At 66.3% G+C, this 13,916-nt stretch carries 12 protein-coding genes; 7 read left to right on the top strand and 5 right to left on the bottom strand.

Features of this window, described 5'->3' with window-relative positions; genetic code table 11:
• Positions 1-292: 292 nt before the first annotated feature.
• The 7 genes from Q1A71_RS08945 (at position 293) to mdoH (ending at position 10,008) form a co-directional block, all read left to right on the top strand.
• A complete protein-coding gene (locus Q1A71_RS08945) occupies positions 293-859 on the top strand; it encodes a GcrA family cell cycle regulator (RefSeq protein ID WP_299674205.1) in 567 nt (188 codons plus the stop codon).
• Positions 860-961: 102 nt separating this feature from the next.
• Positions 962-2,578, top strand: a complete 1,617-nt coding sequence (locus Q1A71_RS08940; RefSeq protein WP_299674338.1) for a thiamine pyrophosphate-binding protein — start codon at positions 962-964, stop codon at positions 2,576-2,578.
• Positions 2,565-3,770 carry a CoA transferase gene (locus Q1A71_RS08935; protein ID WP_299674202.1) on the top strand — a complete coding sequence of 402 codons (1,206 nt, stop codon included), beginning with the start codon at positions 2,565-2,567 and terminating at the stop codon, positions 3,768-3,770. The genes Q1A71_RS08940 and Q1A71_RS08935 overlap by 14 nt, the downstream gene beginning before the upstream one ends.
• 174 nt (positions 3,771-3,944) lie before the next feature.
• A complete protein-coding gene (locus Q1A71_RS08930; protein WP_299674200.1) occupies positions 3,945-5,294 on the top strand; it encodes a tetratricopeptide repeat protein in 1,350 nt (449 codons plus the stop codon).
• 48 nt (positions 5,295-5,342) lie between these two features.
• Positions 5,343-6,584, top strand: a complete 1,242-nt coding sequence (locus Q1A71_RS08925) for an OpgC domain-containing protein (RefSeq protein ID WP_299674197.1) — start codon at positions 5,343-5,345, stop codon at positions 6,582-6,584.
• Positions 6,584-8,107, top strand: coding sequence for a glucan biosynthesis protein G (locus Q1A71_RS08920; RefSeq protein WP_299674194.1), 1,524 nt, complete (start codon positions 6,584-6,586; stop codon positions 8,105-8,107). Before Q1A71_RS08925 ends, Q1A71_RS08920 begins: the two co-directional genes overlap by 1 nt.
• Positions 8,104-10,008, top strand: coding sequence for a glucans biosynthesis glucosyltransferase MdoH (mdoH, locus tag Q1A71_RS08915; RefSeq protein WP_299674190.1), 1,905 nt, complete (start codon positions 8,104-8,106; stop codon positions 10,006-10,008). The genes Q1A71_RS08920 and mdoH overlap by 4 nt, the downstream gene beginning before the upstream one ends.
• Positions 10,009-10,116: 108 nt before the next feature.
• On the opposite strand, the gene Q1A71_RS08910 is transcribed toward mdoH, so the two are convergent.
• From Q1A71_RS08910 to Q1A71_RS08890, 5 genes are all read right to left on the bottom strand, one after another.
• Positions 10,117-10,950: a polyhydroxybutyrate depolymerase gene (locus Q1A71_RS08910; RefSeq protein ID WP_299674187.1), complete on the bottom strand. Its 834-nt coding sequence runs from the start codon at positions 10,948-10,950 to the stop codon at positions 10,117-10,119.
• Between the two features lies 1 nt (position 10,951).
• Entirely contained in the window at positions 10,952-11,440 is a 489-nt protein-coding gene (locus Q1A71_RS08905; RefSeq protein WP_299674184.1) for a rhodanese-like domain-containing protein, read from the bottom strand.
• A gap of 2 nt (positions 11,441-11,442) precedes the next feature.
• Positions 11,443-11,967: a YHS domain-containing (seleno)protein gene (locus tag Q1A71_RS08900; protein WP_299674181.1), complete on the bottom strand. Its 525-nt coding sequence runs from the start codon at positions 11,965-11,967 to the stop codon at positions 11,443-11,445.
• 170 nt (positions 11,968-12,137) lie between these two features.
• Positions 12,138-12,932, bottom strand: coding sequence for an SseB family protein (locus Q1A71_RS08895; RefSeq protein ID WP_299674178.1), 795 nt, complete (start codon positions 12,930-12,932; stop codon positions 12,138-12,140).
• Complete coding sequence (locus Q1A71_RS08890) at positions 12,925-13,581, bottom strand: uracil-DNA glycosylase family protein (RefSeq protein WP_299674175.1); 657 nt, start codon at positions 13,579-13,581, stop codon at positions 12,925-12,927. The genes Q1A71_RS08895 and Q1A71_RS08890 overlap by 8 nt, the downstream gene beginning before the upstream one ends.
• Positions 13,582-13,916: the final 335 nt, after the last annotated feature.

Here is a 13,916-nt window from a genome sequence, read left to right as displayed (position 1 = left end):
AAGGTGGACAGGATGCGCGCGCAGGGCACGACAGGGCGACAGCGGGGTTAAAGCGCTGTGCGTCGTCGGGGCCGGATATGTGTGCGTGTCATCATGTCCATCGCAATACGCGAGCCTGCTGAAATTGCAACCTCTCATTTTGCCGGCAGCGCCTTTCCCAGCGCCCGCCACACATTTCACCACAGCGCCTGTCAGCGCTTGTAACTCCGCCCCGAGTGACTAAAATAGGAGCTCAGCGATACAGCAAGCGGTCCGCAGCCAGCAGGGCCGCTTTTGAATTGGGGAATGGCCGATGTCCTGGACAGACGAACGCGTGGAACTGCTCAAGAAGATGTGGGGCGAAGGACAATCCGCCAGCCAGATCGCCAAGGAGCTGGGCGGCGTGACCCGCAACGCGGTGATCGGCAAGGTGCATCGTCTGGGGCTTTCGAACCGGGCCACTGCCTCGGCGACTGCCAAGCCCGAACCCAAGGTCAAGCCCACCCCCAAGGCCGAGGCCAAGCCGAAGCCCGCGCCCAAACCGGCCGAGCCCGTTAAGGCTGACGCGGAACCGGCGGCACCCAAACCGCTGCCCGCGCGCAAGCAGATCATTCCCGCGGGCCAGCCGCTGCCGCCGCAACCCTCGGCCAATGAGATCAGCCCAGAGGCCTTGGCGAAAGTTTCCGAGATCGAGAAGAAGGCCAAGAGACTGTCGCTGATGGAGTTGACCGAGCGCACCTGCAAATGGCCCGTGGGTGATCCCGCGACCGAGGATTTCTGGTTCTGCGGCCTGCCGGTGCAACAGGGCAAACCCTACTGCGAGGCGCATGTGGGTGTGGCGTTCCAGCCGATGTCCTCGCGCCGCGACCGCCGCCGCTGAGCCCGCGCGCGCTGAAACACTTCGAACAGAATGGTGAATTGCGCTCGGCCCTGCATCCGCTATGACCATGCGGTGAACCGCAAGGGAGGGGTGTAAGTGGCCATATCATCGACAATTCGCGCCGCCGATGCTCTGGCGCGCCGGCTCTATGCGGAAGGCTGCCGCTACGCCTTTGGCATGCCCGGCGGCGAGGTGCTGACGCTGGTCGATGCGCTCGAAGACGCAGGCATTGAATTCATCCTCGCGAAACATGAAAACGCCGCCGCTTTCATGGCCGAAGGCACCTACCACCGCACCGGCGCGCCCGGCATCCTCGTGGCCACCGTCGGCCCCGGCGCTCTGAACGGTGTGAATGCCGTCGCCAACGCGCATCAGGACCGCGTGCCGCTGATCGTCCTCGCAGGGGCTGTCGATGCCGACGAGGCGCAGACCTACACCCACCAGGTGCTCGACCAGCAGGCCGTCTTTCGTCCGATCACCAAGGCCAGCTTCTCGCTGGTGCCCGGAGCCGCGCATGTGATCGCCGACAAAGCCGTGGGCATCGCCACCGAAGGCCGCCCGGGTCCGGTGCATATCGACGTGCCGATCACCGTGGCTGACGCGCCCGTGCCCGCCGCCGCCCCACCGCACCGCGCAAAACCCGCACCTACCGCCCCCAGCGGGCCAGATCTCGATACCGCCCGCACGTGGCTCGCTGAAGCACACCGCCCGGTGATGGTCGTCGGCCTCGATGCGATGGTCGAGGAGGCGGGCCCGGCGCTGCTAGATTTCGCCGAGACCTACGGCATCCCGGTCGTGACGACCTACAAGGCCAAGGGCCTCCTGCCCGAGGATCACGCGCTCAGCCTGGGCGGCGCCGGGCTCTCTCCGCTCGCCGACACACATCTGATCCCCCTCCTGCAAGACGCCGACCTGATCCTCTGCCTCGGCTATGACCCGATCGAGATGCGCGTCGGCTGGCGCGACATCTGGGACCCGACCCGCCAGCGCGTGATCGACATCACCGCCGCGCCGAACCACCACTATATGCACCAGGCGAGCCTCAGCTTCATCGCGGATTGCGCCGCCAGCCTGACGGCCTTGTCCGAAGGCGTAGCCCCAAGAAAAACATGGGAAAACGGCGCACTGACGGCCACGAAAGACGCGCTCTCCAACGCCTTCCCCACAGAGGAAGACTGGGGACCCGCCGCCATCATGGACACCTGCCGCCAAGTCCTGCCACGCGACGCGCTGGCGACCGTGGACAGCGGCGCGCACCGCATCCTGCTCAGCCAGATGTGGCAGTGCTACGAACCGCGCGGCCTGACACAATCGACGGCCCTCTGCACCATGGGCTGCGCGATCCCGCTCGCGATGGGCGCCAAGCTCGCCTCCCCCGACCGCCCCGTGGTCGGCTTCTGCGGCGACGCAGGCTTTCTGATGGTCGCGGGCGAGCTTTCCACAGCCGCTGAACTGGGCCTGAAACCCATCATCGTCGTCTTCGTCGATGCCTCGCTCGCCCTCATCGAGCTGAAACAACGCGGGCGCCAGATGAAAAACCGCGGCGTCGACTTCGCCAAGCACGACTTCGCCGCCATGGGCAAAGCTTTTGGCGGCGCGGGCCACACCGTCACCACCCGCGCGGAACTCATCGAAGCGTTGCAAACCGCACTCGCCGCCGACACCTTCACCGTTATCGCCGCCGTGATCGAGAGGGGAGCTTACGATGGCCGCATCTGACACGCCCATGGCCCTCGGCGGCCTCGTCGTCCTCGACCTGAGCCGCATCCTCGCCGGTCCCACCGCTACCCAGATCCTCGGCGACTTCGGCGCCACGGTGATCAAGGTCGAAAACCCGAAAACCAAGGGCGATGACACCCGCAGCTGGGGGCCCAACTACGCCCGCAACGCAGACGGCACACCCACCGACCTTTCCGCCTATTTCATGGCCGCCAACCGCAACAAACAGTCGATCTCGGTCGACCTCTCCACCGAAGACGGCCAGGAGACCGTCCGCGCCCTCGCCGCCCGCGCCGATGTGGTGATCGAGAACTACAAACCCGGCGGGCTCGAGAAATACGGGCTCGACCACGCCACACTTCTCGCGGCGCACCCCCAGCTCGTCTATTGCTCCATCTCCGGCTTCGGCCAAACCGGCCCGAACCGCGAACAGCCGGGCTATGACCTGATGGCGCAAGGCTACGGCGGGATCATGTCGCTGACCGGAGACCCCGACGGCCCGCCCACCAAGGTCGGCGTGGGCATTGCAGACGTGATGTGCGGCATGTACGCGGCCATCGGCATCCTCGCCGCCCTGCGTCACCGCGATGCCACGGGCGAAGGCCAGCACATCGACCTGGCCCTTGTCGATGCGCAGATGGCCTGGCTCATCAATGAGGGGTGCAACTACCTCACCTCCGGCAAGCTGCCCGAGCGGCGCGGCAACGCGCACCCCAACATCGTGCCCTACGATGCCTTCCCCTGCGCGGACGGGCACCTGCTGCTCGCCATCGGCAATGACGCGCAGTTTGCCCGCTTCTGCGATGCCTTCGGCCTGTCGCAGATCGCGGCAGACCCCGCCTATACCACCAACCTCGCCCGCATCGAAAACCGCGTGGCCTTGACCGAGATCATCACAGAAGCGCTCAAGGACACGCCCCGCGCCGAGGTGCTCTCCCGCTGCCATGCGGTGAAAGTGCCCGCCGGGCCGATCCATACGGTGGCCGAAGCGTTGCAGTCCGATCAGGCCCAGGCGCGCGGCACGGTGGTCGATGTGCCCGCCGATGGCACCGAAAACGGCGCCGTGCAGCTCCTTGCAAACCCGCTCAAGTTGTCGCGCACCCCGGTCCAGTACCGCTATGCGCCGCCGCGCTTTGGCCAGGATACCGAGGCGGTGCTGCGGACCCTCGAAGACCCCTCCAAGAGCGATTGAAACATGCACCGCATATCGGCTTGTTTTTGCCGGAATCTGGGCCGCAATCCTGAAACATTGGCAGGATTCCCACACAGGGCTTCACGTTGGCGTGTAACACGGAGACAGAACCTTCGCCTGTGTCGTTAATGGGTTACTTACGTTGACGAGTTCGAGAAAGAAGGCACGCCCCCAATGATGTTCGATATCTGTAATAGTCCCGTTTCCCTGTCCACGCCTGCGGCACTGGACGACTGGAACGGGATGATCCGTGCCTTTCTGGCCCATGGCACCGCGACACCGACGCATCTGGGCGCCGTGCTGACGCGGGAACCCGCCTTTGCCATGGGGCACGCCGCCCGAGGTCTTTTCTCACTGATGCTCGGTCGCGCGGAGATGGTTGATACCGCCAAGGAGGCCGCAGCTGCGGCCCGTCGCGCAAAGGCTGCCGCGCCCTGCAGCTTTCGCGAAGACGCCTGGACCCGCGCCCTCGATCACTGGCTCGACGGGCACCCCTCCAAGGCCATCGCCGCCATGGAAGGGGTCCTGAACCGGCACCCCGAAGACACGCTCTCGGCCAAGGTCAGCCACGCGATCCGCTTCATTCTCGGCGACGCCGGAGGCATGCGCCGGTCCATTGAACGGGTGCTCAGCGCGCATGGGCCCGATCACGCCTGCCGCGGCTATCTGCTGGGCTGCCACGCCTTCGCACTGGAAGAGACCGGCGACTATGCAGCCGCCGAGGCTGCGGGCCGCGAAGGGCTGCTGTATGCACCAGACGATTCCTGGGGCCTGCACGCCGTCACCCACGTCTACGACATGACCGCCCGGCCCGACGCGGGCATCTCGCTGATCGAAACCCACACAAACGCCTGGGATCATTGCAATAATTTCCGCTACCACGTCTGGTGGCACAAGGCGCTCCTGCACATGGACAGGGGCGAGCTCGACGTGGCCCTGGGCCTCTATGACGCCCAGATCCGCGCCGACAAGACGGACGATTACCGCGACATCTCCAACGCGACTTCTCTGCTCATCCGGCTCGAGCTGGAAGGCATCGACGTCGGCCCCCGTTGGGAAGAGCTCGCCGATCTCGCGCAAAACCGCACCGATGACGGCTGCGTCGTCTTCGCCGATCTGCACTACATGCTCGCACTCACCGGCGCCGACCGTCCCGAGGCGCAGGCCGCGATGACAGCCCGCTTTGCCCGCGATGCCGCAAAATCGGGCGAGATGCCCAGCCGCTACGCCGACCCGGGCGTCGCCGCACTCTCCGGTCTCAACGCATTCGCCGAGGGCCGCTATGACGCGGCCTTTGCCGATCTTGTCGCCGCCCGGCCGGCGATGCAGAGCATCGGCGGCAGCCACGCCCAGCGCGATGTCTTCGAACGCATCACCATCGACGCCGGCCTGCGCGCCGGGCGCTACGAGCAGACCGAGGCGGTAATCGTCGACCGTCTGGCCCGCCGCGCCGGGCGCGCTGACCGCTTCACAACGACCCGCATGGCCCGCATCGAGGAGGCCCGGCGGATCCCCGCGCAATAGGCCCAAGCCCCTGATGACAATTCCTTTTCCTCAGCATAAAGACCGGCCATGACGATTGCCGACCCTACAGAAATGGCGCCCCGCAAACCCAGCGCGATCCCGCTCTCGACACCCGCTGTGCGCCAGCGCGACGTGCGGCTCGACTTCTTTCGCGGCATCGCGATGTTCATCATCCTTTTCGCCCATACCCCGGGAAATTTCTTCACCTCTTGGATCCCCGCCCGCTGGGGCTTTTCCGACGCGACGGAAATCTTCGTCTTCTGCTCCGGCATGGCCTCGGCCATCGCCTTTGGGCGCGCCTACGACACCGTCGGCTGGCGGCTCGGCTCGGCCCGGGTAAGCTTCCGCGTCTGGCAGGTGTACTGGGCGCACATCGGGCTCTTCTTCGCCATCGCCACCTTCCTCGCGGCCATCGACATGACCGGGCTTTACGAGAAGGAATACATCGGCACGCTCAACCTGTGGAAATTCTTCGAGGACCCGGGCCCGCAGCTCGTCGGGTTGCTGACGCTCACCTATGTGCCCAACTACTTCGACATCCTGCCGATGTATATGGTTGTGCTGGTGATGATGCCGCTGATCATGGCACTCTCGCGCATCCACCTCGGCCTCGTCGCCGCCTTCATCGGGCTGACCTGGCTCTTTGCGCAGGAAGGCCTGCTGGAGATCTTCTGGGCCGGACATCTGCATTTTGCCCTGCCCGCCGAGCCGTGGTCCGACCGGGACTGGTTCTTCAACCCCTTCGGCTGGCAGCTCATCTTCTTCACCGGGTTCGCCTTCATGCGCGGCTGGCTGCCCAAGCCGCCCGTGCATCCCGTCCTGATCGGGATCGCCCTGGCGCTGGTGCTCGCCAACATCCCGCTGTCGCACATCGGCATGCGCGAGCTGGGCTTTGACTGGGCCCGCGACTGGCGCATCGCCAACAACTGGCTGATCAACAAATCCGACTTCGGCCTGCTGCGCTATGCGCATTTCCTTGCGCTCGCCTACCTCTGCTGGGTGGCCGCGGGCGACAAGGGCGCGCGGCTCATCTCCGAAGGTGCGACGGTTCTGGGCCGCCTCTGGCAACGCATCCTCGCGATCATCCTGAAGGTGGGCCAGCAGTCGCTCGCCGTCTTCATCACCAGCATGTTCATCGCCCGCGTCAGCGGCTTTGTCATGGACAACATCGGGCGCGACACCTGGACCGTCGTCGCCGTCAACGTCGCGGGCATGGGCGTGCTTGTGCTCGTGGCCTACGGGGCCGGCTGGTACAAATCCCAACCCTGGCGCAGAAAGGCGGTGCCGTAATGCTGCGTCGCGATGTCCTGAAGTCCCTGGCGGCCCTCGCCGCCGTCCCAACCGCCACGTTCGCGGAGGAACCCGGCCTGCAACTGGGCGATGCCCAGCCCTTTGACGCCACGACCGTGCGCGCCCGTGCGAAAGCGCTCGCCGAGGTCGATTACACGCCGCGCCCGATGATCCCCGAGAGCTGGCGCAACCTCACCTATGACCAGTACCGCAAGATCTGGTTCGACGGGCGCAATGCGCTCTGGCAGGGCACGGACAGGCCTCAGCGCGTCGATGTCTTCCCACCGGGCCTCTACTTCCCGCAAGCGGTGGAGATCAACGTGGTCGAAGGCGGCACCGCCCGCCCGCTCGCCTTCGACATGGATGTCTTCGACAGCACCGACAAATTCCCCGAGGTGGAGATCGACGCCACGCTCGGCTACTCCGGCCTGCGCCTGCGCGCCGAGCTGGAACAGCCCGGCATCTTCCAGGAATACGCGGTTTTTCAGGGCGCAAGCTATTTCCGCGGCATCGGCACCGGCGAAATCTACGGGCTGTCGGCGCGTGGTCTGGCCCTGAAAACCGCCGACCCGATGGGCGAGGAATTCCCCGATTTCACCGGCTTCTGGCTGGAAACACCCCAGCCGGGTGCGGGCTCGGTGGTGCTGCACGCGCTGCTCGACAGCCCCAGCTGCACCGGCGCCTATCGCTTTGACATCACGCCCGGCGATACGCTGCGCATGGCGGTCTCGGCCGAGATTTTCGCCCGCACCGATCTGGAGCATGTGGGCATCGCGCCGCTCACCTCCATGTTCCTCTTTGACGAGACCATGCGACAGCGGTTCGACGACTTCCGCCCTGCGGTGCACGACAGCGACGGTCTCCTGATCTACAACGGCAATGGCGAGACCATCTGGCGCCCGCTTGCCAACCCGCTGACCCTGCAAGTCAGCGCCTTCTCCGACGAGAACCCCAAAGGCTTTGGCCTGATGCAGCGCCCGCGCAACTTCCGCGATTTCGCCGATCTCGAGGCCCTCTATCACGACCGTCCGTCGCTCTGGATCACCCCGCAGGAGGATTGGGGCAAGGGGGCGGTCACACTGGTCGAAATCCCCGCCGACCTAGAGATCTACGACAATATCGTCGCCTTCTGGCGCCCGTCCGAGGTCATCCCCGCCGGGCAAAGCCATACGATGCGCTACCTGATGGACTGGGGCCACGACCCCGCACCACACACCGGCAGGCCCCTGCGCGTGCTCGGCACCGCCCTCGGCGGGCGGCCCGAGGGCGGCAAGGTCGTGACCATCGATTTCGAGGATGGCGCGCTGGTGCCCCAGGATCTCTCGCGCCTCGACATCGTGCTGCGCAGCAGCGACGGATCGCTCACGCCCGGCCTGGTGCAAAGAAATCCGGAAACCAATGGGCCCCGGCTGGCGTTTACCTTCCAGCCTGATGAGGCGCGGTACATCGAATTCCGGGCGCAGCTGCGCCTCGATGGCGCGCCGCTCAGCGAGGTATGGCTCTACAGGTGGACAACTGGGTGACGACAACCGACAACATCATTTCCGACGCCGGGCGCAGCTTGATGCCGCCGCGCGCGCCCCTGCAGATGCAGGTGCAGGACCTAACCGCCTCGCCCGAGGCGCCGGTTGCCCCCACCCAGGGCCTCGCCCGCACCACCATCTGGCGCATGGCGCTCTTCATTCCCGCACTTCTCGGCACCGGCCTGCTGGTGTCAGCCATGTACGGCTGGCTCTCCGCGACCGGCATGACCCATCTGGAGTGGATCCTGCTGGTGCTCATCGGCATGACCTTCGTCTGGGTCACCCTCTCGGTCAGCACCGTGGGTGTGGCCATCGCAGGCCTTCTGGCGCGGGAAAAGGCCGACAGCCGCAGCCCGCGTGACGTGCCGCCCATGGACGTGGCTCTGCTGGTGCCAATCTACAACGAGGTGCCTAGCGACGTCTTTGGCAACGCCACGGCAATGCTCGACGACCTCGCCCGCCGTCACAGCCAGCACCGCTATACGCTCTTCGTGCTCTCCGACACCCGCGATCCGCAGATCGCCGAAGATGAGATGCGCGCCTACGCGGCCCTTGCGGCGCAGGCGCCCGAAGGCTTCGCCGTGCACTACCGCCGCCGCGATGCCAACACCGACAAGAAGGTCGGCAACCTGGTCGACTGGATCACCGGCTGGGGCGCGGCCTATGAGGCCATGGTCGTGCTCGACGCAGACAGCCTGATGACGGGGCGCGCCATCGACCGCATGGCCGATGAGCTGAGCGTCGATCCACAGGCGGGCCTGATCCAGACCTTCCCGATGCTGATCGGCGCCAAGACCGTCTTCGCCCGGCTGCAACAGTTCTCCAACATCGCCTACGGCTGGCTGCTCGCCGAAGGACTCGCCAAATGGGCCCGTACCGAGGGCAACTATTGGGGCCACAACGCGATCATCCGCACCCGCGCCTTTGCGGAGTCCGCCGGGCTGCCCTATCTCCAGGGCCGCAAGGGCAAGGCCGAGCTGATCCTGAGCCATGATTTCGTGGAGGCAGGCCTCTTGCGCCGCGCCGGCTGGCAGGTGCGCTTCCTGCCGCGCGTCTCTGGCAGCTTCGAAGAGACCCCCGGCACCCTCATCGACTACGTGCTGCGCGACCAGCGCTGGTGCCGCGGCAACCTGCAGCATCTGCGCCTGCTGGGCACCAAGGGGCTGCACCCGGTGTCTCGCTACCACCTCTTTCACGGCGCCGTCGCCTATCTGCTCTCGCCGGCGTGGTTCATCCTGCTGGTGATCTGGGCGTTGCTCGGAGTGGATTCCGAGACAAATGTGGTGCGCTATTTCAACGAGGCGAACCCGCTCTTCCCCGACTGGCCGCCCGAGATGAGCCACATCGACAGCGCGGTCTTCCTGATCATCATGTATGCGATGCTGCTGACGCCCAAGCTCGTTGGTGCGGGCATCATCGCGCTGCACCCCAAGGCGACGCGCGTCTATGGCGGGCGGGGTGCGTTCCTCACGTCCTTTCTGGTCGAAATCGTCCTCTCGATCGCCTATGCGCCGATCCTGATGATCCAGCAAACCCGCGCAGTGCTGCGCGCCCTGCTCGGCCGGTCCGACACCTGGGCCGCCCAGGCGCGCCACGCGAAGACCTATCCGCTGAGCACGCTGCTCCGCTTTCACTGGGTCGAAACGCTGCTGGGTCACATCCTCCTGATCGGGCTCAGCGCCGGGCTTGTGTCCCTGTGGCTGATCCCGATCATCGCGAGCCTCTGTCTCGCGGTGCCGCTCTCCGCGCTCAGCGGCTGGGCCATGCCACAGAGTCTGCCGCGCGGGCTCCTGATGCACTGCCCACAGACGGTGCGCGAACCCGCCATCGTGGGCCGCGCGCGCATGGAACGTCTGCGTTTGCAGCAGCTTCTGGGTGGGCCTCACGTTCCGGCAGAGTAAGGTCTCGTCCTGACATGGGAGAAGCGCCCTCACTCCCATCGAGGGAGTTCGGGCGCTGCCCGGCTTGTCAGCCGGGCCGGCTCCAGCAGATCGACGTAGCGCTCGGGCTCAAAGCCCCTCGTACCAGTCGAGCATCATCTCCGCCCATCCCTCAGGCACCACATGCCCGCCGGGAAACAGCGCAAACTCCAGCGCCGAGCCTTCGGCGCAACGGTCCCACGCCCGGCGCAGGAAGGGCCCTTCGGTCACAAAGCGATCCGCCCGCAGTTGGTTGCACGCATTCACCTCACGCCACATCCGCAGAGTGTAGAAGATATCCCCCTGCATCAGCGCCTCGGGGGTCGTGGCATCCCCACCCCGCAACACCCGGCCTTCCAGCGGCACCGTGCCATCGGTCCAGCCGTGCGTATGCAGCAGGCGCACGGGGCCGCTGCACCCTGTCGGATGCGGGCGCCAGAACCCGCCCGCCACCGGCGCATAGGCGGCAAAGCTGCCCGGCGCGTCACAGGCCATGTAGGACGTCATCGAGCCTCCAATGGAAAACCCGCTCAGGATCATCTGGTCGGCGTCAAACCCGAACCGCGCCGCCGCATCATCGCGCACCGATGTGAGAAAGGCTTCCTCGTCGCGCAACACTGGACGACCCGGGATGAACGACCAGCCACGCCCGCGCCCTTCGGCGTAGGGCAACCCATCCGGCGCCACCAGCACATAGCCGCGCGCCAGCGCCGTATTCACCCAGTCCCGTGAGGCCCGCAAGGCCCCTTCACCGGTGCCACCAAAGCCATGCAGATAGAGGATCGCGCCCTTGATCTCGCCCTCGGGCACCCGCGCGTGATAGCTGCCGAGGTCCACCTCGCAAGCCGCTTCTTCCGCACCGCAACCCGCCCAGGCCGTCTCGGCGCCCAGCATCAGCGCCAGCGCCGCCAGTGCCTGTCTCATCTCAGCTCACCTCTTGCACCGGCAGCCCGCGTTTGACCCAACCGGGCCCGGCGCCCGAGCCCAGCATGCCCTCCGGCACATCAATGATCCGGGTGAACCCCGCCTCGACCAGCCGCGCACCCAGATGCCGCGAGCGCACGCCGCGCGCGCAGATCAGCGCCACCGGACGGCTGGTGTCATTCTCCACCTGCGCCAGAAGCGCCACAACAAAGTCCTCGCGCCGCATGTCCAGCGGCACCGCCCCCTCGCCCACGCCCGTCCGCGCCCATTCATCGGGCCTGCGAATATCCACCAACAGGATGTCGCCCGCGAGCGCCGCCGCATACGCATCCGGCGCACTCAGCGCATTCTCGCCCGTGTCCGCCCAGATGTTGAACCAGCGCGTGGCAAAGGCACCCGCCGTGACCACGCCAATCCCGCCCAGTGCCAAAAGACCCCGGCGCGTCATCCGTGCCGGGGCCTCGCTGGAAGGGCCTGCCTTCTCAGCCATGATCAGTTGACCGGAGCAGGGCTCTCGAACTGCGGGATCGCGCGGTCAGAGGCCGGATCGTCCTCGATGTCGACCCAATTCGCTTCCGACAGCTGCAGGTTGCCGGGGATGTCCTCTTCCCAGAAGCCCACCACATTCTCGGTGATGTTGAGATAGAGCTTACCGTCGAGGATCCGCCACAGATGCGGGTTGCCCGGCACCTTGCCGCCCTTGGCCACGCCATAGGCACAGTGGCCATCGTATTGCGGCAGGTAAGCGTCAGGATTGGCATCGAACTTGGCCTTGTTTTCCTCGGACGAGAACGCAAACGTCGCACCATTGTAGGTCGAGGTGATGTCCTTGTCACCCGGAACCGCCTGCGGCTGGGCCGTGCCCACCGGGTTCTGCGCGAGGTCGAAATAGGCCACCACGTCATAGCCCGAAACGGCATAGCCCGTCGGGTCCACGTATTGGTCACCGGCAAAGGCGGAGGAGGCCATGGTCAGCGCAACTGCGATACCTGCGATTTTCAGAGGGAAGCGGTTCATAGGGGAAAACTCCAGTTCTTCAAGAGGATCGTAAGGGGCGGGCGTTCAGCTCCGGCACCGATGTAGACGCGAAACCGGCGCCTGTGCACCCCATGTGTCAGCGTCTCTCGCCCTTGTGAAAATCGCAGCTGTGTCCGTGAAGGGATCGTGAAGATCGCCCCCGATGTGTTTCAGCGCAGGCGCGGCGGTTTGTCCGGCTCGCTGCCCGGCGGTACAACCGGCTCTGCGCGGGGCGCCTGAGGTTGCGGCAGGTCGAACCGCAGCCCCACCTTGCGCAAACGCGCCACAATCGGATCGTTGCCGCGAAAAAAGCCCACGTCCATCGCCCCGGCCGCGATGCCCGAGAAGGTCAGCGCTTCGGAGGCCGCCCGCGCCAGCGCGCCTTCCGCCTCGGGCACCGCACCCACAAAGCCCAGCAGATGCCCGCGCGCGCCTGTCTCATAGGTCACGCCGACCAGATAGGCGCTCTCCGCCAGCCCCATCGCCGTGGCGAGCTTGCCGTCGAGCGCGGTGATCAGCGCCTCGGGCAGCCCCGTGGGCGCCTGTACCTGCGAGATCGCCGCCTCGACCTCGCGCGGGTCATGCCCCAGCGTCTCGTTCAGCCAGTCCACCGCCGCCTCGGGCAGAAGGATCGCCGAAGGCGCCACCTCCAGGTTCACGCCGAGCCCGATGCCCTGCCCGGCCAGCATCCCCGCAATCGCCCGCCCCGAGAGCGCCACATAGGGCACCTGCCGCCCGGCAAACGCCGCCAGCCGCTCTTCGCGGTCAAACACAAGCACATATTGCGCCTCGCCCACCTCAAAAAGCTCCGGAGTGATCTGGTCGCCCTCGCCCGCCTCCTCCTTCAGCATCAGAAAAAGCTCGCAATGTGCCAGCCGATCGTAAAACCGCAGCCGCGCGGCATCCTCCTCGGGGGCGGCCTGCATGGCAGCATGGGCCTGATCCAGCGCGGTCACCTCATCCATGTGGCCCCTCCTCTGCCCCGTGACCCGCATGACCCGCCGGTGCGTCGAGAAGGCGCCGGACGGTCGCCTGAATACGCGGCACAACCGTCTCCTCGAACCACGCATTCTGCCGCAGCCAGCGATTGTTGCGCGGGCTGGGATGCGGCAGCACAAAGACCTTGTCCTGTCCTTCGGCGGCACTCTGCACCGCCTGCACGACGGACTTGCCCTTCAGGTGCGGCAGATGCCAGGCGATGGCATAGGCCCCCAGAACGAGCGTCAGCTCAACCTTCGGCAGCCGGTCCAGAACCGGTTGCCGCCAGGTCCGCGCGCAGATCTCCGGAGGCGGCTTGTCGCCACCCGGACCGCCGCCGGGAAAACACAGGCCCATCGGGAAAATCCCGATCCGGGGGTCGGTGTAGAAGGTCTCACGGTCGAGCGCCAGCCACGCCCGCAACCGGTCTCCCGACGGATCATCGAAGGGCCGCCCCTTGCCATGGGTGATCCGCCCCGGCGCCTGTCCCACGATCAGCATCCGCGCGGCTGCACTGATCTGAAAGATCGGGTTCGGTCCGAGGGGCAGGTCCGTGCACAGCGCGCAGGCGCGCATCTCCGAGGTCAATGTTTGCAGGTCCACCGGCAAGCTGCCTCCCTCAAGGTCCGCGATCACGGGACTGCCCCGCCGTCTTGATTTCAACTTTTGCGCAGATCGGCAAGCCATCTGCAATCCACGCCTGCCGCGCTCGACCTGCGCGGCCCTTGCCCCCGGTGGCGTGACGGCCTCGGCCAATGCCAGATCCAAACACCGCGCGACCATCGCCACCGCGTCGCGACTGTCATCGCCGATCTTCGGCGCAGGAAGAGCGGCTTCGGGCATGAAAGCAGGACAGGCGCAGCCCGATTGACCCGGCCGCCCGATCGGCCTCGCAGGACCGGATGGCCCGCAGATCGTCGTTCATCAGTCTGCAAGCGAGGCGATGCCCCACCGGTCCCGCCGACCCTCGT

This window comes from uncultured Roseobacter sp., assembly GCF_947493125.1.
In the GTDB taxonomy this organism is placed as follows: Bacteria; Pseudomonadota; Alphaproteobacteria; order Rhodobacterales; family Rhodobacteraceae; genus Roseobacter.
The sequence above is the reverse complement of the archived record's forward strand: the minus strand, read 5'-3'. Positions and strand labels throughout refer to the sequence as shown.